This window comes from Pseudomonas sp. 18-147, assembly GCF_051048045.1.
In the GTDB taxonomy this organism is placed as follows: domain Bacteria; phylum Pseudomonadota; class Gammaproteobacteria; order Pseudomonadales; family Pseudomonadaceae; genus Pseudomonas; species Pseudomonas aeruginosa.
Map to the genome: position 1 here is coordinate 6,144,887 of NZ_CP182296.1, position 26,118 is coordinate 6,171,004.

General features: G+C 66.8%; 23 protein-coding genes. 11 read left to right on the forward strand and 12 right to left on the reverse strand.

The features are described from left to right. Nucleotides 1-3: 3 nt before the first annotated feature. The gene (locus ACM0M4_RS29000; RefSeq protein ID WP_003118026.1) at nt 4-1,794 is read right to left on the reverse strand and encodes an acyl-CoA dehydrogenase C-terminal domain-containing protein; all 1,791 of its coding nucleotides are present in this window, start codon (nt 1,792-1,794) and stop codon (nt 4-6) included. Between the two features lies 1 nt (nt 1,795). After that, nucleotides 1,796-3,031 carry a 3-hydroxyacyl-CoA dehydrogenase gene (locus ACM0M4_RS29005; protein ID WP_009877227.1) on the reverse strand — a complete coding sequence of 412 codons (1,236 nt, stop codon included), beginning with the start codon at nt 3,029-3,031 and terminating at the stop codon, nt 1,796-1,798. Between the two features lie 142 nt (nt 3,032-3,173). Between ACM0M4_RS29005 and ACM0M4_RS29010 the strand changes: the two genes are divergently transcribed. After that, on the forward strand, nt 3,174-4,082 hold the full coding sequence (locus ACM0M4_RS29010; RefSeq protein ID WP_003096239.1) for a LysR family transcriptional regulator: 909 nt from the start codon (nt 3,174-3,176) through the stop codon (nt 4,080-4,082). Nucleotides 4,083-4,096: 14 nt separating this feature from the next. Here the strand turns inward: ACM0M4_RS29010 and ACM0M4_RS29015 are convergent, their stop codons facing one another. After that, a complete protein-coding gene (locus ACM0M4_RS29015) occupies nt 4,097-4,699 on the reverse strand; it encodes a nitroreductase family protein (RefSeq protein ID WP_003100063.1) in 603 nt (200 codons plus the stop codon). A gap of 253 nt (nt 4,700-4,952) precedes the next feature. Between ACM0M4_RS29015 and ACM0M4_RS29020 the strand changes: the two genes are divergently transcribed. After that, a complete protein-coding gene (locus tag ACM0M4_RS29020) occupies nt 4,953-5,309 on the forward strand; it encodes a hypothetical protein (RefSeq protein WP_003109981.1) in 357 nt (118 codons plus the stop codon). 57 nt (nt 5,310-5,366) lie between these two features. Here ACM0M4_RS29020 and ACM0M4_RS29025 read toward each other — a convergent pair whose 3' ends face one another. Beyond that, nucleotides 5,367-6,908: a phosphoenolpyruvate carboxykinase gene (locus ACM0M4_RS29025; RefSeq protein WP_003109982.1), complete on the reverse strand. Its 1,542-nt coding sequence runs from the start codon at nt 6,906-6,908 to the stop codon at nt 5,367-5,369. 115 nt (nt 6,909-7,023) lie between these two features. After that, nucleotides 7,024-7,917: an Hsp33 family molecular chaperone HslO gene (gene hslO / locus ACM0M4_RS29030; protein ID WP_003109983.1), complete on the reverse strand. Its 894-nt coding sequence runs from the start codon at nt 7,915-7,917 to the stop codon at nt 7,024-7,026. A gap of 112 nt (nt 7,918-8,029) precedes the next feature. Here hslO and ACM0M4_RS29035 point away from each other — a divergent pair, with 112 nt between their 5' ends. Beyond that, entirely contained in the window at nt 8,030-8,833 is an 804-nt protein-coding gene (locus ACM0M4_RS29035) for a phosphatase PAP2 family protein (protein ID WP_003096247.1), read from the forward strand. Nucleotides 8,834-8,870: 37 nt separating this feature from the next. Here ACM0M4_RS29035 and ACM0M4_RS29040 read toward each other — a convergent pair whose 3' ends face one another. Continuing rightward, a complete protein-coding gene (locus ACM0M4_RS29040; protein WP_003120401.1) occupies nt 8,871-9,266 on the reverse strand; it encodes an RNA-binding S4 domain-containing protein in 396 nt (131 codons plus the stop codon). Nucleotides 9,267-9,475: 209 nt separating this feature from the next. Here ACM0M4_RS29040 and ACM0M4_RS29045 point away from each other — a divergent pair, with 209 nt between their 5' ends. The 3 genes from ACM0M4_RS29045 (at nt 9,476) to ACM0M4_RS29055 (ending at nt 12,061) form a co-directional block, all read left to right on the forward strand. Continuing rightward, nucleotides 9,476-9,910 carry an ATP-dependent zinc protease family protein gene (locus ACM0M4_RS29045; protein ID WP_003120400.1) on the forward strand — a complete coding sequence of 145 codons (435 nt, stop codon included), beginning with the start codon at nt 9,476-9,478 and terminating at the stop codon, nt 9,908-9,910. Between the two features lie 131 nt (nt 9,911-10,041). Further along, nucleotides 10,042-10,947 carry a 30S ribosomal protein S6--L-glutamate ligase gene (gene rimK / locus ACM0M4_RS29050; RefSeq protein ID WP_003096254.1) on the forward strand — a complete coding sequence of 302 codons (906 nt, stop codon included), beginning with the start codon at nt 10,042-10,044 and terminating at the stop codon, nt 10,945-10,947. Nucleotides 10,948-11,137: 190 nt separating this feature from the next. Next, nucleotides 11,138-12,061 (forward strand): LD-carboxypeptidase, encoded by a 924-nt coding sequence (locus tag ACM0M4_RS29055; protein WP_003100070.1) that lies wholly within the window; start codon nt 11,138-11,140, stop codon nt 12,059-12,061. A gap of 76 nt (nt 12,062-12,137) precedes the next feature. Here ACM0M4_RS29055 and amgS read toward each other — a convergent pair whose 3' ends face one another. Together amgS and amgR are read right to left on the reverse strand one after the other, a co-directional pair. Next, complete coding sequence (gene amgS / locus ACM0M4_RS29060; protein WP_003096258.1) at nt 12,138-13,457, reverse strand: two-component system sensor histidine kinase AmgS; 1,320 nt, start codon at nt 13,455-13,457, stop codon at nt 12,138-12,140. Nucleotides 13,458-13,551: 94 nt separating this feature from the next. Further along, entirely contained in the window at nt 13,552-14,295 is a 744-nt protein-coding gene (amgR, locus tag ACM0M4_RS29065) for a two-component system response regulator AmgR (RefSeq protein WP_003096259.1), read from the reverse strand. Between the two features lie 188 nt (nt 14,296-14,483). Between amgR and ACM0M4_RS29070 the strand changes: the two genes are divergently transcribed. The 3 genes from ACM0M4_RS29070 (at nt 14,484) to gshA (ending at nt 19,014) form a co-directional block, all read left to right on the forward strand. After that, nucleotides 14,484-16,823: a Tex family protein gene (locus ACM0M4_RS29070; protein ID WP_095558080.1), complete on the forward strand. Its 2,340-nt coding sequence runs from the start codon at nt 14,484-14,486 to the stop codon at nt 16,821-16,823. Nucleotides 16,824-16,861: 38 nt separating this feature from the next. Further along, a complete protein-coding gene (locus ACM0M4_RS29075; RefSeq protein ID WP_042115369.1) occupies nt 16,862-17,224 on the forward strand; it encodes a PaaI family thioesterase in 363 nt (120 codons plus the stop codon). 206 nt (nt 17,225-17,430) lie between these two features. Beyond that, the gene (gene gshA, locus ACM0M4_RS29080) at nt 17,431-19,014 is read left to right on the forward strand and encodes a glutamate--cysteine ligase (protein WP_003100075.1); all 1,584 of its coding nucleotides are present in this window, start codon (nt 17,431-17,433) and stop codon (nt 19,012-19,014) included. A 42-nt stretch (nt 19,015-19,056) separates the two neighbouring features. On the opposite strand, the gene argA is transcribed toward gshA, so the two are convergent. Further along, a complete protein-coding gene (gene argA / locus ACM0M4_RS29085; RefSeq protein WP_003096265.1) occupies nt 19,057-20,355 on the reverse strand; it encodes an amino-acid N-acetyltransferase in 1,299 nt (432 codons plus the stop codon). A 336-nt stretch (nt 20,356-20,691) separates the two neighbouring features. Here argA and ACM0M4_RS29090 point away from each other — a divergent pair, with 336 nt between their 5' ends. Further along, nucleotides 20,692-21,393 carry a MarC family NAAT transporter gene (locus ACM0M4_RS29090; RefSeq protein WP_003096266.1) on the forward strand — a complete coding sequence of 234 codons (702 nt, stop codon included), beginning with the start codon at nt 20,692-20,694 and terminating at the stop codon, nt 21,391-21,393. Here ACM0M4_RS29090 and argE read toward each other — a convergent pair. The 3 genes from argE to ACM0M4_RS29105 all read right to left on the reverse strand — a co-directional run bounded on the left by argE (nt 21,366) and on the right by ACM0M4_RS29105 (nt 24,610). Beyond that, nucleotides 21,366-22,520 carry an acetylornithine deacetylase gene (gene argE / locus ACM0M4_RS29095; RefSeq protein WP_030047076.1) on the reverse strand — a complete coding sequence of 385 codons (1,155 nt, stop codon included), beginning with the start codon at nt 22,518-22,520 and terminating at the stop codon, nt 21,366-21,368. The genes ACM0M4_RS29090 and argE overlap by 28 nt on opposite strands. A 99-nt stretch (nt 22,521-22,619) precedes the next feature. Then, nucleotides 22,620-23,888 (reverse strand): inorganic phosphate transporter, encoded by a 1,269-nt coding sequence (locus ACM0M4_RS29100; protein WP_030047074.1) that lies wholly within the window; start codon nt 23,886-23,888, stop codon nt 22,620-22,622. A 44-nt stretch (nt 23,889-23,932) separates the two neighbouring features. Beyond that, nucleotides 23,933-24,610, reverse strand: a complete 678-nt coding sequence (locus ACM0M4_RS29105; RefSeq protein ID WP_003100081.1) for a TIGR00153 family protein — start codon at nt 24,608-24,610, stop codon at nt 23,933-23,935. 113 nt (nt 24,611-24,723) lie between these two features. Between ACM0M4_RS29105 and ACM0M4_RS29110 the strand changes: the two genes are divergently transcribed. Then, nucleotides 24,724-26,088 (forward strand): inorganic triphosphatase, encoded by a 1,365-nt coding sequence (locus tag ACM0M4_RS29110; protein ID WP_003100082.1) that lies wholly within the window; start codon nt 24,724-24,726, stop codon nt 26,086-26,088. The last annotated feature ends 30 nt before the right edge of the window (nt 26,089-26,118 follow it).

Below are 26,118 nucleotides of genomic sequence, written 5' to 3' on the forward strand. Positions count from 1 at the left end.
CCGTCAGAACGAGAAATGCTCCTCGGGCAGGGCCATCAGGCAGTCGGCGCCACCGAGCAAGGCTTCGCGGTGCATGCTCGCCCGCGGCAGGATGCGCCGCAGGTAGAAATCGGCGCTGCGCAGCTTGGCCCGATAGAAATCGCCCTCGCCGGAGCCGCCGTCCAGCGCTTCCTGGGCTCGTGCCGCGGCTTGCAACCAGAGGGCCGCGAGCAATACGTAGGCGCTGTACTGGAGGAAGTCCACCGAAGTGGCGCCGATCTCCTGGGGATCGCGGGCGCAGGCCTCGAGTACCTGGCCGGTGAGCTGCCGCCACTCCTCCAGGCGTTGCAGCACCGGCTCAGCCAGTGGCGCCAGCGCAGCACGCCCTTGCAGCGCCTCGCTGGCCACCGCCAGTTCGCCTTGCAGCGCCAGCAGTTCGCCGCCCTGGTCGCCGAGCAGCTTGCGGCGGACCAGATCGAGCGCCTGGATGCCATTGGTGCCTTCGTATATCTGGGTGATGCGACTGTCGCGCATCAACTGCTCCATGCCCCATTCGCGGATGAAACCGTGACCGCCATAGACCTGTACGCCGAGGCTGGCGACTTCCTGGCCGACATCGGTAAGGAAGGCCTTGACGATGGGGATCAGCAGCGCTGCACGGCGCGTCGCCGCGCGCCGGCCGTCGGCATCCGGATGGCCGTGTTCCAGGTCGAGCTGGCGTGCGCAGCAGGCCGCCAGCATGCGGCAGCCTTCGACCAGGGTCTTCTGGGTCAGCAGCATGCGCCGCACGTCGGGGTGCACGATGATCGGGTCGGCGACCTTGTCCGGTGCCTGCGGGCCGACCAGGGCGCGCGACTGCAGGCGTTCGCGGGCGTAGCCGAGGGCGCCCTGGAAGGCCCGTTCGGCGATACCCAGGCCCTGCAGGCCGACCTGGAAGCGCGCGTCGTTCATCATCGTGAACATGCAGGCCAGGCCCTGGTTCGCCTGGCCCAGCAGCCAGCCCCTGGCGCCGTCGAAGTTCATCACGCAGGTGGAGGCGCCCTTGATCCCCATCTTGTGCTCGATGGCGCCGCACCCTAGGCTGTTGCGCTCGCCCAGGGAGCCATCGGGATTGGCGACGAACTTCGGCACCAGGAACAGACTGATGCCCTTCACCCCGGCCGGCGCGTCCGCCAGGCGCGCCAGCACCAGGTGGACGATGTTCTCGGTGAGGTCCTGCTCGCCACCGCTGATGAAGATCTTGCTGCCGCTGATCGCGTAGCTGCCGTCGGCCTGCGCCTCGGCGCGGGTGCGCAGGAGGGCGAGGTCGGTGCCGGCCTGGGGTTCGGTCAGGCACATGGTGCCGGCCCATTCGCCGCTCACCAGCTTGCCCAGGTAGTCGCGCCGCAACGCCTCGTCGCCATGCTTGTACAGGGCCAGCACGGCGCCCTCGGTCAGCCCCGAATAGACGCGGAAGGACAGGCTGGCGGCCATCAGCATCTCGTGGAAGCACGCGGAGACCATCTGCGGGAAGCCCTGGCCGCCGTACTCGGTGGGTCCGGTCATGCTCGCCCAGCCGTTCTCGCTGTACTGCCGGTAGGCTTCGCGAAAGCCGGTGGGGGTGGTCACCACGCCGTCCTTCAGCTTCGCGCCTTCCTCGTCGCTGTTGCGATTGAGCGGCGCCACCACCTGGCCGGTGTAGCGCGCGCCTTCCTCGAGCACGCCGTCGATCAGTTCGCGATCGATGCCGTTGCCCAGCAGTTCGCAATGCGCGCCGACATCGAACAGTTCATGGAGAACGAAGCGCATGTCGCGCAAGGGGGCCTGGTAATCCATCTCAGCGCACCTCCTGCAGGTCGGCGAAGGCTCCGCCCTCGGCGGCCAGGCGCTCGACCAGGGACGCCGGCTTCCAGCGCGCGCCGTGGCGCTGTTCGAGGAAACGCAAGCGTTGCAGCAGCTCGGCCGCGCCGAGGCGATCGGCCCAGGCCATGGGACCGCCCTCCGCGGCGGGGAAGCCGTAGCCGTTCAGGTAGACAGTGTCGATGTCGGCACTACGGGCGGCGATACCCTCGTCGAGGATCTTCGCGCCCTCGTTGACCAGCGCCAGCAGGCAACGCTCGAGGATTTCCTCGTCGGCGAAATCGCGCCGCGGGTAGCCCAGCGTCTCGGCAACCCGGAGCACCAGGGCATCCACCTCGGTATCGTGCTCCGCCTGGCGGCTGCCCGGCGCGTAGCGGTAGTAGCCGGCACCGCTCTTCTGGCCGAAGCGGCCCATCTCGCAAAGGCGGTTGTCCACCTGCACGGCCGGCTGGTCCTGGCCGACCCCGGCCAACTCGCGGGCGCGCCACTCCAGGTCGATACCGACCACGTCGTACATGCGGAACGGCCCCATGGCGAAACCGAACGCCTGGAGAGCCCGGTCCACCTGGTACGGCAGGGCGCCTTCCAGCAGCATCAGGCGGGCCTCGGTGGCGTAGGGTTCGAGCATGCGGTTGCCGATGAAGCCGTGGCAGTTGCCGGCCACCACGCTGACCTTGCCCATCCGCTCGCCCAGCGCCAGGGCCGCCTCCAGCACCGCCGGCGCGGTCTGCGCGCCGCGCACGATCTCCAGCAGCCGCATGATGTGCGCCGGGCTGAAGAAGTGCAGGCCGAGCACCTGACGCGGACGCGCGGTGACCGCGGCGATGGCGTCGATGTCCAGGTAGGAGGTATTGCTGGCCAGCACCGCGGAGGGCTTCAGCGCCGCGTCCAGCTCGCGGAAGATCGATTGCTTGAGTTCCAGGTTCTCGTAGACCGCCTCGATCACCAGGTCCGCCTCGCGCATCGCGGCGAGGTGCTGGACCGGCGTGATGCGGGCGCGGCGCGCGGCCGCTTCCTCTTCGCCGATGCGCCCCTGGCGCACGTTGTGCGCGTAGGTGTCGGCCACGGCGCCGAGCGCCTGGTTGAGCATCTGCGGGTTGCTGTCCAGCCACTGCACGTCGAGACCGGCGTTGGCCAGGCACATGACGATACCGCGACCCATGGTGCCGGCGCCGATCACCGCGGCCTGGCGGAAGGAAAAGTTCTGGCTCATGGTCTTGTCCTCGTTGTAGCGAGCGCAGGAGGAACGGTGGACGAAACCTGGGGCAGTCCGACCGCACAAAAAGCGACCACTACCTTAGGGGAAGGTCGTACTATTTTTGAAATTTAGTCTTGTGATAGCTGGAATTCAGGCAGTGAATATCCAAACCTTCGACCTCAACCTGCTACGCGTCCTTGACGCGCTGCTGCGCGAACGCAACGTCTCGCGCGCGGCGGAGCGCCTGGCGCTGAGCCAGCCGGCAGTGAGCAATGCGCTGAACCGCCTGCGCGAGCTGCTCGACGACCCGCTGCTGGTCCGCGCCGGTCGTGCGATGCAGCCGACGCCCCGGGCGCTGGCGCTGGAAGCGCCGATCCGCGCGGCGCTGCGGCAGATCGAACAGAGCCTGGGCGACGGCGAGGGCTTCGATCCGGGGCGCAGCCGGCAGCGCTTCACCGTAGCGGTGACCGACTACGTCGAACTGATCTGCATGCCCGCCCTGATGCGCCGCCTGAGTGAGCGGGCGCCGGGAATCTCCATCGCCATCCAGCACCTGACCCCGACCTTGCCGGCCGAGGCGCTGGACAAAGGCGAACTGGACCTGGTGCTAGGCCGCTTCGAAAACGTCCCGGCGCGCTTCCAGCGCCGCCATTGGGCCAGCGAGACCCTGCAACTGGTCGCCCGGCGTCAGCACCCGCTGCTGGCGCAGGCTCCCGACCTGGCCACCTTCCTGGAGCTGCAGCACCTGTGGGTGCACGGCGGGCAGACCAAGGGGATGGTCGACCAGTGGCTGGGCAGCCAGGGGCTCAAGCGGCAAGTGGCCTACACCACGCCGAACTACCTGCAGGCAGCGCACATCGCCGCGTACAGCGACCTGGTCGGCGTCCTGCCGCGACAACTGGCGCACTACTTCGAACGATTGCTGCCCCTGCAATCGTTCGACCTGCCGTTCGACCTCGGCCCGTTCCACCTGGAACTGGTGTTTCTGGCCCAGCGCGAACGCGACATCGCCCTGCAATGGCTGGTCGAACAGATCCGCCAGGTCGGGGCCGCCGGACCGGACTAGGGGAATCCGGGCAGTCAGAAGCGGTCGCGAATGACCAGTTCTTCCCGCGGCAGCTTGCCGCTGCGCGGCCAGGGTTCAACGGCCTTTTTCCCGACCGCGACCATCAGGCCGATCACATGGTTGTCCGGCAGGTTGATCAGCCGGGCCACGGCATCGAAGTCGAAACCATCCATCGGACACGAATCCAGGCCCTGGCCGCGGGCGACCAGCATCAGGGTCTGCGCCAGCAGGCCGCAGCTGCGCATGGCTTCGTCGCGCTGTACCTGGGGCTTGCCGCGGTAGTAGGTGTCGATGGCGCCTGCCATGAACGCCTGTACCGCCTCGGGAGCACCGTCCCAGACCCGCTGCGCGTTGCGCTCCCAACTGTCGAGCTGGGCGCACACCACCACCAGCATCGCCGCGTCGGTGACCTGCGCCTGGTCCCAGGCCACTTCACGCAACTGCACGCGCAATTGCGGATCGCTGACCTCGACCAGCCGCACGTGTTGCAGGTTGAAGGCGGAAGGCGCATGCAGCGCCAGGTCCAGGAGATGGTCCTTCTCTTCGCGAGTCAGGCTGAAGGATGAGTCGTAGCCCTTGATGGCACGGCGACTACGAACGGCGTCTTCGATATGCATGGGGGAAATCCACTGCGAGGGAACAAAGGGGCGCCCACTCTAGGGCATTGGCGAGAAGATAAACCAGACTTCAATAAATCCGACGCAGCCCCACAGCAGCTACTTACAGAATTAGGACTAGGACTATTCCTAGGAAGGAATTTTCCTAAGGAATTGTCCTATATTCCACTCCAATGCCAGCGCCTGGGAGAGGGCCCCTCCCGGGACGCACGAACGCAGAAAAATAAGGATGAACTCACGTAGGAGTAAGCTCATGAACAGGATGGGCCAACTGGCTTTGTTCGGTCTTCTTGTAGGAACTTCCAGCAACCTGTTCGCCGCCCCCGGCAGCATCAGCGGCGTCATCCGCTTCACCGGCGCCATTGTCGAGCCACCATGCTCGATGAGCGCTCCCCGCCAAGACGAAAGCAAGGGCAGTTTCCACCTCAGTGGCTGTCCCATGCAGGCGCGCACCGCGGATGTCAGCATCCGTTCGATGAAGACCGGCGAGGTGCGCCACTTGCAACCCAGCGATACGGTCATCGGTGAACGGGATTTCTCGGCGCGCTATGAGCTGGCCGGAAGCGGTCGCCGCTCCGGCAACTACCTGATCACCGTCACCTACCCCTGACGTTCGCCCATGAAAAAACCGCCCGAAGGCGGTTTTTTCATGGTGCCGAAACGTGGCTTACAGCTGCGGGCCGGCGGCCTTGATCGCATCGGAAACCTCGAATTTCTTGAAGTTTTCGATGAACTGCTTGGCCAGGCCCTTCGCCGCCTCGTCGTAGGCAGCCTTGTCAGCCCAGGTGTTGCGCGGGTTGAGCAGATTGGTCTCGACGCCCGGAACGGCCTTCGGCACGTCCAGGTTGATGATGTCCAGGTGCTCGGTTTCCGCGCCGATCAGCGCGCCGCTCTGGATCGCCGCGATCACGCCACGGGTGGTCGGGATGTTGAAGCGCTTGCCGACGCCGTAGCCACCGCCGGTCCAGCCAGTGTTGACCAGGTAGACCTTGGAGCCGAAGGCCTTGATGCGCTTGATCAGCAGCTCGGCATAAACGCCGGCCGGACGCGGGAAGAAAGGAGCACCGAAGCAGGTGGAGAAGGTCGACTTGATACCGCCGCCGGAACCCATCTCGGTGGAGCCGACCAGCGCGGTGTAGCCGGACAGGAAGTGGTAGGCCGCCTGCTCATTGTTCAGGATCGATACCGGCGGCAGTACGCCGGTCAGGTCGCAGGTCAGGAAGATCACCGCGTTGGGCTCGCCGCCGAGGTTCTTCTCCGAACGCTTCTCGACGTGCTCCAGCGGGTAGGCGGCGCGGCTGTTCTGGGTCAGGCTGTCATCGGCGTAGTTGGGCACGCGCTCTTCGTCGAGAACCACGTTCTCCAGCACGGCGCCGAACTTGATGGCTTTCCAGATGACCGGCTCGTTCTTCTCGGACAGGTCGATGCACTTGGCATAGCAACCGCCTTCGACGTTGAACACCACGCCCTCGCCCCAGCCGTGCTCGTCGTCACCGATCAGGTAACGGCTTTCATCGGCGGACAGGGTGGTCTTGCCGGTGCCGGACAGGCCGAAGAACAGGGTCACATCGCCCGCTTCGCCGATGTTGGCAGCGCAGTGCATCGGCAGCACGTCGCGCTCGGGCAGCAGGAAGTTCTGCACGGAGAACATGGCTTTCTTCATCTCGCCGGCATAGCGCATGCCTGCGATCAGCACTTTCTTCTGGGCGAAATTGAGGATCACGCAACCGTCGGAGTTGGTGCCGTCGCGCTCGGGCACGCATTCGAAGTTGGCGACATTGAGGACCTGCCACTCGTCCTTGCCGGCCGGGTTGTACTGCTCCGGCTCGATGAACAGGCAACGGCCGAACAGATTCTGCCAGGCGGTAGCGGTGGTCATCTTCACCGGCAGGTAGTAAGCCTCGGCGGAACCTACATGAACATGGGAAACGAAATGGTCCTGGGCGTTGTTGAACGCTTCCACGCGGGCCCACAGCGCATCGAACTTGTCGGCCGGGAACGGACGGTTGATGTTGCCCCAGGCGATCGCGTCCTTGGTGCTCGGCTCTTCGACGATGAAACGGTCGACCGGCGAACGGCCGGTGCGATGGCCGGTACGTACGACCAGCGAGCCGTTGGCGGCCAGTTCGCCCTCACCGCGGCGAATGGCTTCTTCTACCAGTTGGGCGGCGCTGATATCGGTGTACACGGCGTTGTTGGCTTGCGTCATGTGGTTCCCCGTCGGCCAGAGGCCGAGTCCTCCAAACTTCGTAGCGCTTCAAAAAACTCACTACAGGAAAAAAGTGGCGGGATTATGCCAGAAAAGCCCGCTGGATGAAAAATCGTCAGTGGCGGGTCTCGGAAGGCCCCTGGCTGCCAGCGCCAGCGAACAACTGGGCGACGTCGGAGGCGTCGAACAGGTAGCGCTGGTTGCAGAACTGGCAGTCGATGGTGATCGAGCCTTCTTCCTCCTCGAGCAGCCGCTCGCAGTCGGCCTGCCCGAGACTGACCAGGGCGTTGGCCGAACGTTCCCGCGAGCAACTGCAATGGAAGACCAGCGGTTGCGGCTCGAACAGGCGCACGGTTTCCTCGTGGTAGAGGCGGTGCAGGACGGTCTCGTTGTCCAGCGCCAGCAGCTCTTCGGCGGTCAGCGTGTCGGCCAGGGTGGTCAGGTGCTGCCAACTGGCCTCGCGGGCCTCGGGGTCCTTCAGGCGGTCGGCGGGAAGCTGCTGCAGCAGCAGGCCGCGGGCGCGGCGGCCGTTGGCGTTGAGCCAGAAACGGGTCGGCAGCTGTTCCGAGCTGGCGAAGTAGTTAGACAGGCATTCCGCCAGGTTCACCCCCTCCAGGGCGACGATCCCCTGGTAGCGCTGACCCTTGACCGGGTCCACGGTGAGGGTCAGCACGCCTTCGGGCATCAGTTCCTGCATGCCGGCGTCGGCGCCGATGGACTCCGCCGAATAGCGGGCCAGGCCACGCACCTGGCGGTCGCTGGAACACTCCACCATCAACAGCGGAACCGCGCCGCTGGAGCGCGCCTGCAATACCAGCAGGCCGTCGAACTTGAGCGTGCCGCAGAGCAGCGAGGCCGCCGCGAGCATCTCCCCGAGCAGCTGCGCGACCGGTTCCGGATAGGGATGTTTGGCCAGCACTTCGCTGTAGCTGCGCTCGAGATCGACCATCTCGCCGCGCACGTCGGTATCGTCGAAAAGGAAACGCTGGCTCTGATCTGAATGGGACATGCGGGACACAACGCTACGAATGAGGGAATGACAAGTGAGTGACAAAGGCCTATAAAAGCGCGCTTCGTGACAGTCGTACGCCGACCCGGCGCCGATAGGGGGAAACGATTTTATGGATAATGCCTCTCCGTTCCAAGCGGCCTGGCAATGGCGCAAGTTCGCCACCTGTCATCTTCTGGCGCTCCTGCTGCTGATCCTGTGGCTCTGGGGCCCCACCCGCGAGCTGATGAACGGCTTCGACTTCTGGCTCTTCGACAAGCTCAACGGCTCCCTCGCCCTCAACGAAACCTGGCTGAAACTCTGGGGCCTGCTCAGTACCCGACCGTTCGACGCGGTGGTCGGGGTGATCCTGCTCTGCCTGCTGATTCGCGGCGACTGGCTGCTGCCGGCGAACCAGGTACGGCGGCTGACCTTCGGCTTCATCGTGACCCTGCTGATCCTGGTGGTGATCCGCGTGCTCTACGCGAAGATCGCCCACCATCTGCACTGGCAGCACGCCAGCCTGTCGATGCTGATGGACAAGGCCATCCACCTCAGCGACCACTTCCCGGACTGGGAACGCGTGTGGGAAATCAAGGACCGCTCCAAGCGCAGCTTCCCCGGCGACCACGCCTCGGTGCTGCTGGTCTGGGCGCTGTTCATGTCGCTGTTCGCTCGCCGCGCCGGGCAGTTCCTGCTGATCTGGACCCTGGCCGTGCTGTTCATGATGCCGCGCCTGGTAGCCGGCGCGCACTGGGGCCAGGACGACTACATCGGCGGCCTGCAGATGGCCCTGCTGGCCCTCGCCTGGGGCTGCTACACACCGCTGGCGGCGAAGGCCAGCGGCTGGCTGGTGCAGGTGACCGAACCGCTGTTCCGCCTGCTGGCGAAATTGCCGCTGATCGGCCGCCTCGGCGTGGTCCGCGACTCGGCCTGAGGCCATCCCGGTCTCCCCTGCGGGAGACCGGCGCTTCTCAGTCCTGGCCGCCGCGCAACTGGTGGATCTGCCGCCGCTGCTTCTTGCTCGGCCGCCCCTCTGTCTGTACGCCCAGCGCCCCGGCCTTGCGCATGGCCGCCGCGCGCTCGCGGCTTGCCACGCTGTCCGCGGTTTCCTCGTAGAGAGCCTGGGCCTCCGGCGCGCCACGCCGGACTACGGAAAGCGCGCGAATGGTCACGGTTCGCTCGTCGAAGCCCGTACGAATGGTCAACTCCTCCCCTACCCTGGGTTCCTTGCTCGGCTTGCACCGCTCGCCCCGGCAATGCACCTTGCCGCCCTCTATCGCGGCCTTGGCCAGCGCCCGGGTCTTGAAGAAGCGCGCCGCCCAGAGCCACTTGTCCAGGCGCACCTTGTCGTCGTCTTTCTCGCTCACTGGCATTTCCCGTATTCGTTCCGCCGCTGTCTCGCGACTGTCATCGACAGCCGCTAGGTTCGTCTTCGGCATCCTCGGGCAGCCGTCTGGCGGCCGCCCATAGCCCTGCTAGAATGCCGGCAAAACGCCTGGAATGCCTACCCGTGAAGACATTCGACCAGCTTTCCGTCATCGGTCTGCGCGAGTGGATCGCCTTTCCCGAACTGGGCATGGTCGGGCTGCGCGCGAAGATCGACACCGGCGCCAGCACCTCCAGCCTGCATGCATCGGACATCGTTCCCTTCGAGCGCGACGGCGAGAAGTGGGTGCGCTTCACCGCCCACCTCGGCACGCTGGTGCAGCGCCGGCACCGTTGCGAAGCGCCGATGGTCGCGCGCAAGACCATTCGCAGCTCCAACGGCCAGGCCCAGACCCGCTACGTGATCCGCACCACCCTGGCGCTGGGCGATCGCATGTGGCCGGTAGAGTTCACCCTGGCCTGCCGCAAGTCCATGCGCTATCGCGTGCTGCTCGGCTCCAAGGCGCTGATCGCCGGGCAACTGGTGGTCAACCCGGCCCTGGCCTACGTCCAGGATCGTCCCGAGTCGCCGGCCGCCCTGCCCGCGGCGACGAGCATCGACCTGCTCGACGGGAGCCCGGTTTGAGCCATTCGCCGGCAGCACCTGTCCAACCTCCATCCATTCCCGAAACGGCCGGTCCGATGCCTGCCGCGACGACAACCTACAGCCTCGCCGCCGCTGCCCGCCAGCCGGTCCAACCCATCCACAGGTGCTGAATGAAAATCGCCGTGCTGTCGCGCAATCCCCGGCTCTACTCGACCCGTCGCCTGGTGGAGGCCGGGCGGGAGCGCGGCCATGAAATGGTGGTCATCGATACGCTGCGCGCCTACATGAACATCGCCAGCCACAAGCCGCAGATCCACTACCGGGGACAACCGCTGGAGGGCTTCGACGCGGTGATCCCGCGCATCGGCGCCTCGGTGACCTTCTACGGCTGCGCGGTATTGCGCCAGTTCGAGATGATGGGCGTGTTCCCGCTCAACGAGTCGGTCGCCATCGCTCGCTCGCGGGACAAGCTGCGCTCGCTGCAACTGCTCTCGCGCAAGGGCATCGGCCTGCCGGTGACCGGCTTCGCTCATTCCCCGGACGATGTCCCGGACCTGATCGAGATGGTCGGAGGCGCACCGCTGGTGATCAAGCTGCTGGAGGGCACCCAGGGCATCGGCGTGGTCCTCTGCGAAACCGAGAAGGCCGCCGAATCGGTGCTCGAGGCTTTCATGGGGCTCAAGCACAACATCATGGTCCAGGAGTACATAAAGGAAGCCGGCGGCGCCGACATCCGCTGCTTCGTGGTCGGCGACAAGGTGATCGCCTCGATGAAGCGCCAGGCAGCGCCCGGCGAGTTCCGCTCCAACCTGCACCGAGGCGGCAGCGCCAGCCTGATCAAGATCACCCCGGAAGAACGCATGACCGCCATCCGCGCCGCCCGCGTGATGGGCCTGAACGTCGCCGGGGTGGACATCCTGCGCTCCAACCATGGTCCGCTGGTAATGGAGGTGAACTCCTCGCCGGGCCTGGAAGGTATCGAATCCACCACCGGCAAGGACATCGCCGGAATCATCATCCAGTACCTGGAAAAGAACGGCGGCCCCCACCTGGCCAGGACGAAGGGAAAGGGGTGAGCCGGACCAGACAACGCATGCGTTGTCCCAGCGCATCGGACGCACCGCATTACGCTGGCGATCCCGGCCTCGACAGAAGGTCCATGCCACGCTTGAATGAAGCACCGCCGCAACCGATGCCGGAAACCCCGCCGAACCCCGGGCTCTTCCGGCACTCGAATCCTTTCCTGACGCTTCACGGAATCGCCGCATGACCTCTCGTCCTTCCTCCGACCAGACCTGGCAGCCCATCGACGGCCGGGTGGCGCTGATCGCGCCAGCCTCGGCCATCGCCACCGACGTGCTGGAGGCGACCCTGCGGCAACTGGAAGTGCACGGCGTGGACTACCATCTCGGCCGCCACGTCGAAGCCCGCTACCGCTACCTCGCCGGGACGGTCGAGCAGCGCCTGGAAGACCTGCACAACGCCTTCGACATGCCGGACATCACCGCGGTCTGGTGCCTGCGCGGCGGCTACGGCTGCGGCCAGTTGCTGCCGGGCCTGGACTGGGGGCGCCTGCAGGCGGCCTCTCCGCGGCCACTGATCGGTTTCTCCGACATCTCGGTGTTGCTCAGCGCTTTCCACCGCCACGGCCTGCCTGCGATCCACGGCCCGGTGGCCACCGGACTCGGTCTGTCGCCGCTGAGCGCCCCCCGCGAGCAGCAGGAGCGGCTAGCCTCTCTGGCCTCGGTCAGCCGCTTGCTGGCCGGAATCGACCATGAACTCCCGGTGCAGCACCTCGGCGGACACAAGCAACGCGTCGAAGGCGCGCTGATCGGCGGCAACCTCACCGCCCTGGCCTGCATGGCCGGCACACTCGGCGGCCTGCACGCCCCGGCGGGGTCGATCCTGGTCCTGGAGGACGTCGGCGAACCCTACTACCGCCTGGAGCGCAGCCTCTGGCAATTGCTCGAAAGCATCGACGCGCGCCAGCTCGGCGCGATCTGCCTGGGCTCGTTCACCGATTGCCCGCGCAAGGAAGTCGCCCACAGCCTGGAGCGGATCTTCGGCGAATACGCCGCCGCCATCGAGGTGCCGCTCTACCACCACCTGCCCAGCGGGCATGGTGCGCAGAACCGAGCCTGGCCTTACGGGAAGACCGCGGTGCTCGAGGGAAACCGGTTGCGCTGGTAGGGACGGGGCGCGCCCTTCTCCGTAAGCGCGAGAGGGGGCGGGAAGTGCCGCTGGAACGGCACAAACCCGTCGGGTATCAGGCCGCGCCGCGCGGCAGCAGCAACCCCAGCGGCAGGCAGACCCGCGCTTCCAGGCCGCCGCCATCGCGGTTGCGCAGTTCGACGCTGCCGCCGTGCTGGGCGGCGATGCGCTTGACGATCGCCAGGCCGAGGCCGGTGCCCTTGCCGCCACGCGCCTTGTCGCCACGGATGAAGGGATTGAAGATGCTGTCCACTTCCGCGGGATCGATGCCCTGGCCGCGATCGAGCACGCTCAGCACCACGTAGGGCGCCGCGCTTTCGCCGGCCACGTAGCTGGCCACCTCCACCGAACCGCCGCCGTGGTTCAGGGCATTGTCGATCAGGTTGCCCAACAGACGCTTCATCGACACACGCCGCAACGGCATCGCCGGTACCGGTTGCAAGGCCATGCGCACCTGCTCGCGAGTCTGGTTGAACGGCGCCACGACCTCGCGCACCAGGTCGGTCAGGTCGCCCTCCTCCACCGGCTCGTCGCGGCCGTCGCGGATGAAGGCGAGGAACTGGTCGAGGATCGCGTCCATGTCCTCGATGTCGCGGATCATGTCCTCGACCATCTCCCGTTCGCTCTCCGGCAGCAACTCCAGCGACAGGCGCAGGCGCGTCAGCGGGGTGCGCAGGTCGTGGGAGACACCGGCCAACATCAATTCGCGTTCGCGCCCGCCCTGCTCGATGTCCTCGGCCATCTGGTTGAAGGCGCGATACACCTCGGCCATTTCACTCGGCGTCTCCGGTCCCAGCGGCAGGCGCACGCTGCGCCCCTGGCCGAACTGGCGGGCGGCGACCACCAGGCGCTTGAGCGGCTGGCTGAGCTGGCGGACGAAGATCCAGGCGGCGGCGGTGGAGAGCAGGCCGATGCCGAGGAACCAGCCGAGCACGCTCCAGATCCGTTGGCCACGCAAGGGATGCGGATACAGCGGCACCGCCAGCCAGCCTTCGCCGAGGCTCGGTGCGCGCACCCAGAGCTGCGACGGCTGGTGGATACGCAGGCGGGTCTCGGTGTCCGGCCCCAGCTCCATCTGCATCTGCCGCTGGAAGATTTCCGTGTACGGCCAGTGCTGCTCGCCGGGCTGGTCGGCGCTGCTCGGCACCCAGCGCAGGCCGGAAGCCTTGGCGATGGCCGCGCGCGACTCCTCGTCGGCAGCCCAGAACGCGCGGATGGTCAGCGCCGCGCCGTGGCTGTACTGGCGGTCGACGATCACGTCCTCGTTCATCAGCAGGTAGACCAGGGTCAGCGCCTTGGAGAACAGCACGACGATCAGCACCAGCCAGAGGGTGCGGGCGAAGAAGCTTTGCGGGAACCAGAGCGGCGTTTTCATCGATCGGACCGGTTGCGCGCCGGCGGACGGGGCCGACGCCTGTTGCGGGTAAGACGACGCGGCCGGTGCATCGCTGCACCGGCCGCGCGGAGACTCAGGCCTTGCGCGCGTTGCCGTCCGGCACGAACACGTAGCCGACGCCCCAGACCGTCTGGATATAGCGCGGCTTGGACGGATCCGGCTCGATCAGCCGGCGCAGGCGCGAGATCTGCACGTCGATGGAACGCTCCAGGGCATCCCACTCGCGGCCACGGGCGAGGTTCATCAGCTTGTCCCGGGTCAGCGGTTCGCGGGCGTGCTGCACCAGGGCCTTGAGCACGGCGAACTCGCCGGTGGTCAGCATGTGTACCTCGTCGCCCTTCTTCAGTTCGCGGGTGGCGAGGAACAGCTGGTAGTCGCCGAAGGTCACCACCTCGTCGGCACCGGCAGGCGCGCCGGGCACCAGCGGCGCCTGGCGGCGCAGCACGGCCTTGATCCGCGCCAGCAGTTCGCGCGGGTTGAACGGCTTGGCCAGGTAGTCGTCGGCGCCCAGTTCCAGGCCCTGGATGCGGCTGCCCTCGTCGCCCTTGGCGGTGAGCATGATGATCGGCACCTGGTTGTTCTGTTCGCGCAGGCGGCGGCAGGCAGTGAGGCCGTCCTCGCCGGGAAGCATCAGGTCGAGCACAACCAGCTGGAACAGTTCGCGGGATAGAAGGCGATCCATCTGCTCGGTGTTCTCCACCGCGCGGACGCGGTAGCCCTGCTCGTCGAGGAAACGTTCGAGCAGGCGGCGCAGGCGGGCGTCGTCGTCGACGACGAGGATCTTTTCACCTTCGGCCAGGGCGGCAGGGTTCGACATAGAAACTCCCAGAATGAGTCAGGCGGGCATTATCGCCCAGGTAGCGGCTGGGCCGGACTGTCCATTGTTAGCAGATTTTTCCCCGACCAGCCGCCCTCCAAGGCGAAACTTGGCAGGTATAATGCGGCGCTTTTGCGGCGGGGCGTTGTCTACACGGCCCGTTTTCGTTCGTTTTACCAGGTGGATCAATGGACAGCATCAACACCCGTATCGCCGAAGAGCTCTCCGCACTGCCCTCCGGCCGCGTTCAACCGCAGCAAGTCGCCGCTGCCGTCGCCCTGCTCGACGAAGGCTCCACCGTTCCCTTCATCGCCCGTTACCGCAAAGAGGTCACCGGCAGCCTCGACGATACCCAGTTGCGCATGCTGGAAGAGCGCCTGCGCTACCTGCGCGAACTGGAAGAACGCCGCGGCGCGATCCTCGCCAGCATCGAGGAACAGGGCAAGCTGACCCCCGAACTGGCCCGCGACATCAAGCTCGCCGACACCAAGACCCGTCTCGAAGACCTCTACCTGCCTTATAAGCAGAAGCGCCGCACCAAGGGCCAGATCGCCCTGGAAGCCGGCCTCGGCGCGCTGGCCGACGCACTGTTCGACGACCCGACCCTGGTCCCGGAAAGCGAGGCCGCGCGTTTCGTCGACGCCGAGAAAGGCTTCGCCGACGTCAAGGCGGTGCTGGAAGGCACCAAGTACATCCTCATGGAGCGCTTCGCCGAAGACGCCACGCTGCTCGACAAGCTGCGCGTGTTCATGAAGAACGAAGCGACCCTGACCGCCCGCGTGGTCCCCGGCAAGGAACAGGAAGGCGCCAAGTTCAGCGACTACTTCGAACACGATGAGCCGCTGAAAAGCGCCCCGTCGCACCGCGCCCTGGCGATCTTCCGCGGACGCAACGAAGGCGTCCTCAGCGCCTCGCTGAAGGTCGGCGAGGAAGCGCCGGGCACCCTGCACCCATGCGAGGTCATGATCGCCGAGCGCTTCGGCCTGTCCAACCAGGGCCGCGCCGCCGACAAGTGGCTGGCCGAGGTGGTGCGCTGGACCTGGAAGGTCAAGCTCTATACCCACCTGGAAACCGACCTGTTCGGCGAGCTCCGCGACGGCGCCGAGGACGAGGCGATCAGCGTGTTCGCGCGCAACCTGCACGACCTGCTGCTGGCCGCCCCGGCCGGCCCGCGCGCCACCCTCGGCCTCGACCCGGGCCTGCGCACCGGGGTCAAGGTCGCGGTGGTCGACGCCACCGGCAAGCTGCTGGACACCGCCACCGTCTACCCACATGCGCCGAAGAACCAGTGGGACCAGACCCTCGCCGTGCTCGCCGCGCTGTGCGCCAAGCACCAGGTCGAGCTGATCGCCATCGGCAACGGCACCGCCAGCCGCGAGACCGACAAGCTGGCCGGCGAACTGATCAAGAAGTATCCGGGCATGAAGCTGACCAAGATCATGGTCAGCGAAGCCGGCGCATCGGTGTATTCCGCCTCCGAACTGGCGGCGAAGGAGTTCCCCGAGCTGGACGTGTCCCTGCGCGGCGCCGTATCCATCGCCCGTCGCCTGCAGGACCCGCTGGCGGAGCTGGTGAAGATCGAGCCCAAGTCGATCGGCGTCGGCCAGTACCAGCACGACGTGTCCCAGCTGAAGCTGGCGCGTAGCCTGGACGCGGTGGTCGAGGATTGCGTGAACGCCGTCGGCGTCGACGTCAACACCGCCTCCGCCGCCCTGCTGGCACGCATCTCCGGCCTCAACTCGACGCTGGCGCAGAACATCGTCGCGCACCGCGACGCCAACGGAGCGTTCCGCACCCGCGACGAGCTGAAGAAAGTCAGCCGCCTGGGCGAAAAGACCTTCGAGCAAGCCGCCGGCTTCCTCCGCGTGATGAACGGCGACAACCCGCTGGACGCCTCGGCGGTGCACCCGGAGACCTATCCGCTGGTGCAGCGCATCGCCGCCGACACCGAGCGCGACATCCGCTCGCTGATCGGCGACTCGGCGTTCCTCAAGCGCCTCGACCCGAAGAAGTTCACCGACGAGACCTTCGGCCTGCCGACCGTCACCGACATCCTCAAGGAACTCGACAAGCCCGGCCGCGACCCGCGTCCGGAGTTCAAGACCGCAGAATTCCAGGAAGGCGTCGAGAGCCTCAAGGACCTCAAGCCGGGCATGGTCCTGGAGGGCGTGGTGACCAACGTCACCAACTTCGGCGCGTTCGTCGACATCGGCGTCCACCAGGACGGCCTGGTGCACATCTCGGCGCTGTCCGAGAAGTTCGTCAAGGATCCGTACGAAGTGGTCAAGGCCGGCGACATCGTCAAGGTCAAGGTCATGGAAGTGGACATCCCGCGCAACCGTGTCGGCCTGTCCATGCGCATGAGCGACACCCCCGGCGAGAAGGTCGAAGGCCAGCGCGGCGGGCGTCCCACCGGCAGCGGCCAGCCGCGCCAGGAGCGTGGCGCCCCGCGCGGACAGAGCGCGCCGCCGGCGAACAACGCCATGGCCGCGCTGTTCGCCAACGCCAAGCAACTGAAGAAGAAGTGACGGAGCCGTCCATGAGCGAGATGCCCGCCCGCGAGCAGATGATCAGCGCCTACAGCGAACTGGTCGGCCTGGACCCGGTCAGCCTCGGCGACGGCGTCGCCGAGGTACGCCTGCCGATGGCCGCGCACCTGCGCAACCGCGGCGGGGTCATGCACGGCGGCGCGCTGTTCTCGCTGATGGACGTGACCATGGGGCTGGCCTGCTCCAGTTCCCATGGTTTCGACCGCCAGAGCGTCACCCTGGAATGCAAGATCAACTACATCCGCGCCGTCGCCGACGGCGAGGTGCGCTGCGTCGCCCGCGTCCTCCATGCCGGGCGCCGCAGCCTGGTGGTGGAAGCCGAGGTGCGGCAAGGCGACAAACTGGTCGCGAAAGGACAAGGTACCTTCGCCCAGTTGTAAACCGGCGCGGCCGCCATGCGGCAGAATGGCGCGCAACGGCGATCCCGATCCGTGCCGGGCGCCCGCCTCGACGGCTCCCGCCGAAGTCGCGGCGACCGGCCCCAGGACGAAGCGAAAACGCATTTACGTCCTCCCTCTTGTAGACCGCTCGGTCCACCCTCATATTGGGGCGACCGATCTGGGACGCGATCACAAGGAATCCCGACTTGAGCGATCTTCTCTCCCGCCGCCTGGCTCTGCTCGGCGCCGCAGCCAACCTGCCCCTGCTGACCGAGTGCCTGCATGGCATCGAGCGCGAATGCCTGCGAGTCGATAGCGACGGCAAGCTGGCGCTCACCCCCCACCCCCGGGCGCTGGGTTCGACCCTGACCCATCCGCAGATCACTACCGACTACTCCGAGGCCTTGCTGGAGTTCATCACGCCCACGGAAACCGACGTCGCCGACACTCTGGGCGATCTCGAGCGCATCCACCGCTTCGCCAGTTCGAAACTGGACGGCGAATACCTGTGGAGCCCATCGATGCCCTGCGAGCTGCCGGACGAGGAGAGCATCCCGATCGCCCGCTACGGCAGCTCGCTGATCGGCCGCCTGAAGTACGTCTACCGCAAGGGCCTGGCGCTGCGCTACGGCAAGACCATGCAGTGCATCGCCGGCATCCACTACAACTTCTCCCTGCCGGAGAGGCTCTGGCCGCTGCTGCGCCAGGCCGAAGGCAGCGAGCTGTCGGAACGCGACTACCAGTCCGCCGCCTACATCGCCCTGATTCGCAATTTCCGCCGCTACAGCTGGCTGCTGATGTACCTGTTCGGCGCCTCGCCGGCCCTCGACGCCGGCTTCCTGCGTGGCCGCCCGAGCCAGTTGGAGCGCCTCGACGAACACACGCTTTACCTGCCCTACGCCACCAGCCTGCGGATGAGCGACCTGGGCTACCAGAACAACGCCCAGGCCGGCCTGACGCCCTGCTACAACGACCTGCAGAGCTACATCGACAGCCTGCGCCAGGCGGTCAGCACGCCCTACCCGCCCTACGAGAAGGTCGGCACCAAGCAGGATGGCGAATGGGTGCAGCTGAACACCAACATCCTGCAGATCGAGAACGAGTACTACTCGAGCATCCGGCCAAAGCGCGTCACCTACACCGGCGAGCGTCCGGTGCAGGCCCTGGCCGCTCGCGGCGTGCAGTACGTGGAAGTGCGCTGCCTGGACATCAACCCGTTCCTGCCGCTGGGCATCGACCTGGACGAGGCGCGCTTCCTCGACGCCTTCCTGCTGTTCTGCGCGTTCAGCGACAGCCCGCTGCTGAACGGCGAGTGCAGCGACGCCACCGACAACTTCCTCGCCGTGGTCAAGGAAGGCAGGCGGCCGGGCCTGCAATTGCAACGTCGCGGCCAGCCGGTGGAATTGCAGGTCTGGGCGAACGAGCTGCTCGAACGAATCGCCGACACCGCGGCGCTGCTCGACCGCGCGCGCGGCGGCGAAGCCCACGCGGCGGCGCTGGCAGCGCAGCGGGCGAAGGTGGCCGATGCGGAACTGACGCCTTCGGCGCAGGTGCTGAAGGTCATGCGCGAGCGCGGCGAGAGCTTCGAAGCGTTCTCCCTGCGCCAGAGCCGCGAACACGCGGAGTATTTCCGCCAGCATCCGCTGGCCGCCGAAGAGCAGGCGCGCTTCGAGAAGATGGCCAGCGACTCCCTGGCCGAACAGACGGAGCTGGAACGCGACCAGGATGGCGACTTCGATACCTTCGTCGCCGCCTACCAGGCGAGCATCCTCGGCCTGATCAGCAACTGAGCCAAGCCGGCGCGCCCCTGCGCCCAGGGACGCGCCGGCGGATCACAGGCTCTTCTCGAATACCTGCGAATTGCGCTGGAAGTTGTACAGCGAGGCCCGCGCCGCCGGTAGCCGTTCGACGCTGCTGGGCTGGAAGCCGCGCTCGCGGAACCAATGCGCGGTCCGCGTGGTGAGCACGAACAGGGTCTTCAGGCCGAGTCCGCGCGCGCGCTCCTCGATCCGCTCCAGCAGTTCGTCGCCACGCCCGCCGTGGCGGTACTCCGGGTTGACCGCCAGACAGGCCAGCTCGCCCGCCTCGGAATCGGCGATCGGGTAGAGCGCGGCGCAGGCGATGATCAGCCCTTCGCGCTCGACGATGCTGAACTGTTCGATCTCGCGTTCCAGCACCTCGCGGGAACGGCGTACCAGGATGCCCTGCTCTTCCAGCGGGCGGATCAGCTCGATCAGCCCGCCAACGTCCTCGATGCCCGCCTCGCGCAACTGCTCGAACTGCTCCTGGGCGACCAGGGTGCCGTTGCCGGTGCGGGTGAATAGCTCGCTGAGCAGCGCGCCGTCCTCGGTGTAGCTGACGATATGGCTGCGCTTGACCCCGGCCCGGCAGGCCTGCGCCGCGGCGTCCAGCAGCTCGGCCTGGTAGCTGTTGCCCAGCCGTTGCAGGTGCGCGGGCACCTGCTGCGGGCGCAGTTCGCGGACCAGCTTGCCGGATGCGTCCAGCAAGCCCTGTTCGGCGCCGTAGAGAATCAGCTTTTCCGCTTCCAGGTCGATGGCGGCGCGCATGGCCACGTCTTCGCAGGCCAGGTTGAAGATTTCCCCGGTCGGCGAGTAGCCCAGCGGCGAGAGCAGGACGATGCTGCGCTCGTCGAGAAGACGGCCAATGCCCTTGCGGTCGATGCGACGGACCTCGCCGGTATGGTGATAGTCGACACCCTCGACCACGCCGATCGGCCGCGCGGTGACCAGGTTGCCGCCAGCGACCCGCAGGCGCGCGCCCTGCATCGGCGAGGCGGCCATGTCCATCGACAGCCGCGCCTCGATGGCGATGCGCAGGCTACCCACGGCGTCGATGACGCACTCCAGGGTCGGTGCATCGGTCACTCGCAGGTCGCGGTGATAGCGCGGAGCCAGGCCGCGCGCGGCCAGGCGCGCCTCGATCTGCGGACGCGAACCGTGCACCAGCACCAGGCGCGCACCGAGGCTGTGGAGAAGGACCAGGTCGTGGACGATATTGCCGAAATTGGGATGCTCCACCCCTTCGCCGGGGAGCATGACCACGAAGGTGCGGTCCCGGTGCGAGTTGATGTAGGGCGAAGCGTGACGTAACCAGTTGACGTAGTCGGGCATGGTGGGGAAAGCCTGTCGTTTCGTGAGCGAGAGCAAAGCGTGAGCGGCCGGGACGGCCCGAAGGGCGCCGTTATCGTCGTCGCAGCAACATCGACAGGCTTCTCCTCACTTTCTGGTTAACGAGACGGATGGATCACGCGCGAGTTTAAACCCTCGGCGGCCCCGCAGCGGCGGGATTCGACCATGGTACGGGGCCTGGGACCGGACCGAACCGTTTTACCACTATTTTTGAAAAAAACTATCCGAAAACCCCGGTTAACTCGCACAGCGCTTTTTCGCTAGGCTGCCTCGTTCGCCGTGCCGTCCGGCGCGCACCCACGCGAACGAGGAAAATCCATGAGCGAATACTTCCATCACGTCCTGGTCGGCCTGCTCGCCGTGCTCCCGGTAGCCAACCCGCTGACCAGCGTCTCACTGCTGCTCGGCCTCGGCGGCAGCCTGCCGCCGGCGGAGCGCAACCGGCAGATATTCAAGGCCAGCCTCTACGTGGCGCTGATCATGCTGGTCAGCTTCTACGGCGGCAGCCTGGTGATGCAGGTGTTCGGCATCTCCATTCCAGGCCTGCGCATCGCCGGCGGGCTGATCGTCGCCTATATCGGCTTCACCATGCTGTTCCCCGCCACCACGCCGGACGAGACCGAAGTCCAGCACGACCTGCTGTCGGACGAGGAAAAGATCACCCCGCACTTCCGCGACCTGTCCTTCGTTCCGCTGGCCCTGCCGGGTACCGCGGGGCCGGGGACCATCGCCCTGGTGGTCAGCTCGGCGTCGACGCTGCAATCCACCTACGGAAGCATTCCGCTGTTCATCCACCTCGCGGCGATCACCGTCACCCTGCTCACCGCGCTGATCTTCTGGATCGCCCTGCAAAGCTCCGGGCGCATCATGAAGTTCCTCGGCGAATCCGGGATCGACGCCATCTCGCGAGTGGTCGGCTTCCTGCTGGTGGCGATGGGCGTGCAGTTCGTCATCAACGGCGGCTTCGAGCTGGTCGCCGGCCACGCCGCGCTTCAGTCGGCGGCGGGCGTCAGGCAGTAATGCTGGATCAGCCGGCGCAGCACGCCGACCATCGGTTCGATACGCGCCAGTTCGAGGTGCTCGTCGGGCTGGTGGGCACAGGCGATGTCGCCGGCGCCGAGGACCAGGGTCTCGCTGCCCAGGCGCTGGAAGTACGGCGCCTCGGTACCGAACGCCACGGCCTCGGCGCGATGCCCGGTCAGGCGTTCGGCGACGCGTACCAGTTCGCTGTCCTGCGCCTGTTCGAACGGCGGCACGGCAGGGAACAGCGGCTGGTAGTCGATGCTCACCTGGTGCCGTTCGGCCAGCGGCCGCAGGCGCTGGCGGATCGCCTCGCGCAACTGCTCAGGCTGCATGCCGGGTAGCGGGCGCAGGTCGAATTCCAGCGAACACTGGCCGCAGATGCGGTTGGGATTGTCGCCACCGTGGATGCAACCGAAGTTCAGGGTCGGCTGGGGCACGCTGAACTGCGGGTTGTTCCAGGCCCGCTGCCATTCCCCGCGCAGCGCCATCAGCTCGCCGATGGTCGCGTGCATGGCCTCCAGGGCGCTACGGCCGAGGTTCGGATCGGACGAATGGCCGCTCTGCCCGAGAATCTCGATGCGCTCCATCATCACCCCCTTGTGCAGGCGGATCGGCCGCAGGTTGGTCGGCTCGCCGATCACCGTGGCGCGACCCAGCGGTCGCCCGCTTTCGGCGAGGGCACGGGCGCCGGCCATCGAGCTTTCCTCGTCGCAGGTGGCGAGGATCATCAGCGGCTGGCGGAACGGCTGGTCGAGCAGCGGCAGCAAGGCCTCGATGGCCAGCGGGAAGAAGCCCTTCATGTCGCAACTGCCGAGGCCGTACCAGCGGCCGTCGCGCTCGTCCAGGCGCAGCGGATCGCTGCTCCACAGCGCTTCGTCGTAGGGCACGGTATCGCTGTGGCCGGCCAGCACCAGCCCGCCGGGACCGCTGCCGTAGCTGGCCAGCAGGTTGAACTTGCCCGGCGAGACTTCCCGGATCTCGCAGCGGAAGCCTAGATCGCCCAGCCAGGAGGCCAGCAGGTCGACCACCGGGCGGTTGGTCTGGTCCAGCTCGGGCTGGGTGCAACTGACGGAAGACGCGGCGATCAGCGCGCCGAACTGGTCTTTCAGAGACGGCAACGGCATGGGACTCTCCACACGGATCGAGCCCCATCATGGCCTATCGCGGCAGTGGATAAAACCGTCCGTTCCGGTTCCGCCTGCGCCAGCCGACGAAGATCGCGCTCAGGCGCCGAACAGCGCGCGCAGGACCAGGAAGAACAGGATCGCCAGCACCGCGCCGGCCGGCAGGGTCACTACCCAGGACAGGAAGATCGAGCCGATCACCCGCAGGTTGAGCGCGCCGATGCCGCGCGCCATGCCGATGCCGAGCACCGCGCCGACCAGGGTATGGGTGGTGGATACCGGCAGGCCGATGGCCGAGGCGCCAACCACCGTGGAGGCGGTCGCCAGCTCGGCGGCGAAGCCGCGGCTGGGGGTCAGCTCGGTGATCTCCCGGCCGATGGTGGCGATCACCCGGTAGCCATAGGTAGCCAGGCCGATGACGATGCCCACCGCGCCCAGCAGCAGTACCCAGGACGGCACCGGCGAACGGCTCACCAGATCCAGGTCGCCGCCGGCCTGGACCACCGCGACGACCGCCGCCACCGGGCCGATGGCGTTGGCCACGTCGTTGGCACCATGGGCGAAAGCCATGGAGCAGGCGGTGAAGATCATCAGCACCGCGAAGACCCGCTCGACGCTGGCGAAGCCGCCACGCGGATCGGCTCCGCCAGTGGATCGAATGCGCAACAGCAGGACGATGCCCAGGCCCATCACCAGGCCGCCGGCGAGCAACGCCAGGCCCAGCGTCTGGAGGCCGGAAAGCTCCAGGCCGACATGCTTCAGGCCCTTGCCGACGGTCATCAGCGCGACCATGAAGCCCGCCAGGAACATGTACAGCGGCACGTAGCGGCGCGCGCTGCGGAACGGGTCCTCGGCATGCAGTACCAGCCACTGCACGCTCCTGAACAGGGCGAAGGCGAGCAGCCCGGACAGCACCGGCGTCACCACCCAACTGGCGACGATCGGGCCGATCGCGCCCCAGTGCACCGCGTGCACCGAGACACCGACCGAGGCGAAGCCGATGATCGCGCCGACGATGGAGTGGGTGGTCGACACCGGCCAGCCCTTGATCGTCGCCAGCAACAGCCAGACCCCGGCGGCCAGCAAGGCCGAGAGCATGCCGAAGACCAGCAGCTCGGGGGTCATGTACTGCGGGTCGACGATGCCGCTCCTGATCGTTTCGGTGACTTCGCCACCAGCGAAATAGGCACCGCAGAACTCGAAGACCATGGCCACCAGGATCGCCTGGCGGATGGTCAGAGCGCGCGAGCCCACCGAAGTGCCCATGGCGTTGGCGACGTCGTTGGCGCCGACGCCCCAGGCCATGAAGAAACCGAACAGGCAGGCGAGTACGAGGAAGGCGAAGCCGTGGTCGGCGATCAGGGACATGGGCGGTATCCGTGTGCAGGCAGGGTCGGAAAGAAGACTGGCGCTCACCGCGCCAGCAATTGCTCCAGGCGGTTGCCGACCCGCTGGGCGCGGTCGGCGACATCGCCGATCCATTCGATGATCTGGTAGAGGAACATCACGTCCACCGGCGGCAGCTCGCTTTCCAGACGGAACAGCTCGCGGCGTACCTCGACCTGGATGCGGTCGGTATCGTTCTCGATCGCCTCGAGTTCCTCCACCATGCTCTCCACCAGGCTGGTCTCGCGCCCGCCGAAGCCGGTCTCGAGCAGTTCGTTGAGTTCGTTGACCACCCGCAACGCCTGGGCGCTGGCGTCCACCGAGCGCTGCACATAGGCGAGCATCTGGCCCTGTAGCGGCAACGGGATGCGCATGCGCCGGCCCAGCATCAGCCCGACGATGTCCTTGGCGCGATTGGCGACTTTGTCCTGTACACTGAGCAGCTCCAACAGATCGGAGCGCGGCACCGGAAGGAACAGGCTCTTGGGCAGGTGCATCCGGACGTTCTTCTTCAGCCGATCGGCTTCCTGCTCCAGTCGCACCATGTCCTGCTGAACCTGTTCGACCTGCGCCCAGTCCTCGGCGATCACCGCGCGGAAGAACGGCAACAGGCCGGCCGCGCATTCGTGGGCCTTGGCGATGTGCTGCTGCATCGGCCCGATCGGCGAACGGCCGAACAGGCTGATGAACGGATTGGTCGGCATGGAACGCCTCCCTGGTGGAAATGCCGAAAAGTATAGGCCACCCACCCCGCGCGCCTTTGATCTGGAACACCTTCACCCGCGGACGCCTGGCGTCCCGAGCCGGACATCGCCCCATGCAGAAAGAAACCGAAATCAAACTCCGCGTCAGCCGCGCCACCCTGGAAGCCTTGCAGGAGCACCCGTTGCTGAAGAAGCGCAACAAATCGGGCTGGGAGCGCCGCGAACTGTACAACCAGTACTACGACACCCCCGGCCGCGAGCTGGCCCGGGCCAAGGTCGCGCTGCGCATGCGCCGCGACGGCGAGCAGTACATCCAGACGCTGAAAAGCCGCGGGCAGAGCGTGGCCGGGTTGTCCGAACGCAACGAGTGGGACTGGTACCTGGAAAAGAACAAGCTCGACCTGAAGAAACTCGACGACAAGTGCTGGCCGGCGGCCCTCAAGGATCTCGACAAGAAGCAGCTCAAGCCGATCTTCAGCACCGACTTCGTCCGCCAGCGCGCCGAGATCGCCTGGGGCCGCGGCAAGGCCAGGGTAGTCGTGGAGGCGGCGCTCGACCTGGGCAAGGTGGTCGCCGGCGACAACCAGGAGGAAATCTGCGAACTGGAGCTGGAACTGCGCCAGGGCGATGCCGCCGCGCTGCTGGAGCTGGCCGCGGAACTGGCCGCCGACCTGCCGCTGATGCCCTGCGACATCAGCAAGGCCGAGCGCGGCTACCGCCTGTTCGATCCGAACAGCTACGAGGTCGATCCCCCGGCCCAGAAACTGCTGGCGGAAACCCCGCTGGACGGTGCCTTCGCCGCCATCGCCTGGTACCTGCTCGGCAGCAGCCAGCGACTGGCCGAACAGTATCGCTTCAACGGCCACTGGCGCCTGCTGGAGGACTGGCTGCAACACCTGCAGGACCTGCGTACCCTGCTCGGCAGCCTCGGCCAGGCGGTGCCACGCGCCAGCAGTCGCGAGCTGCGCGAAGCGCTGGACGCTCTCCTTGCCGACTGGGCGCCGCGCATCGAGCGCGGCCGTGACGACGAGACGCTACGCCAGCAGGCGCCGCAACTGTTCCGCGGCGAACTCGACGAGACCCGCTGGGGCCTGTTCTCCCTGAATGCCTCGCGCTGGCTGCTGGCCAAGGCCTGGACCGAGTCGCGCAACGAGCGCGGCAACCGCCAGGGCTCTGCCGCGCTGGGCAAATGGCTGCTGCGCAGCCTTGCCGAAGAAGCCCAGGCCACGCCGCTGGCGCGCGCCCACCAGCATCCCGAGCTGCTCCCCGACCAAGCGCCGCGCCTGCAGCGCATGCTTACCTGGTTGCGCCTGGCGCGCGGCGTGCTCGACCTGCCGGAAGCCGACCGCCTCTACGGCGAACTGGCCAAGTTGCTGGAGCTGCTGCGGCAACCTGTCGATGCCGAGCGCCTGGCTGCCCGCGCCACGCAGGCCCATACTGTGCTGACGCTCAAACCCTGGAAGGCGCTGATGAAATAAGCTTCGCCGCTACCGCCATCATCCGAAGGG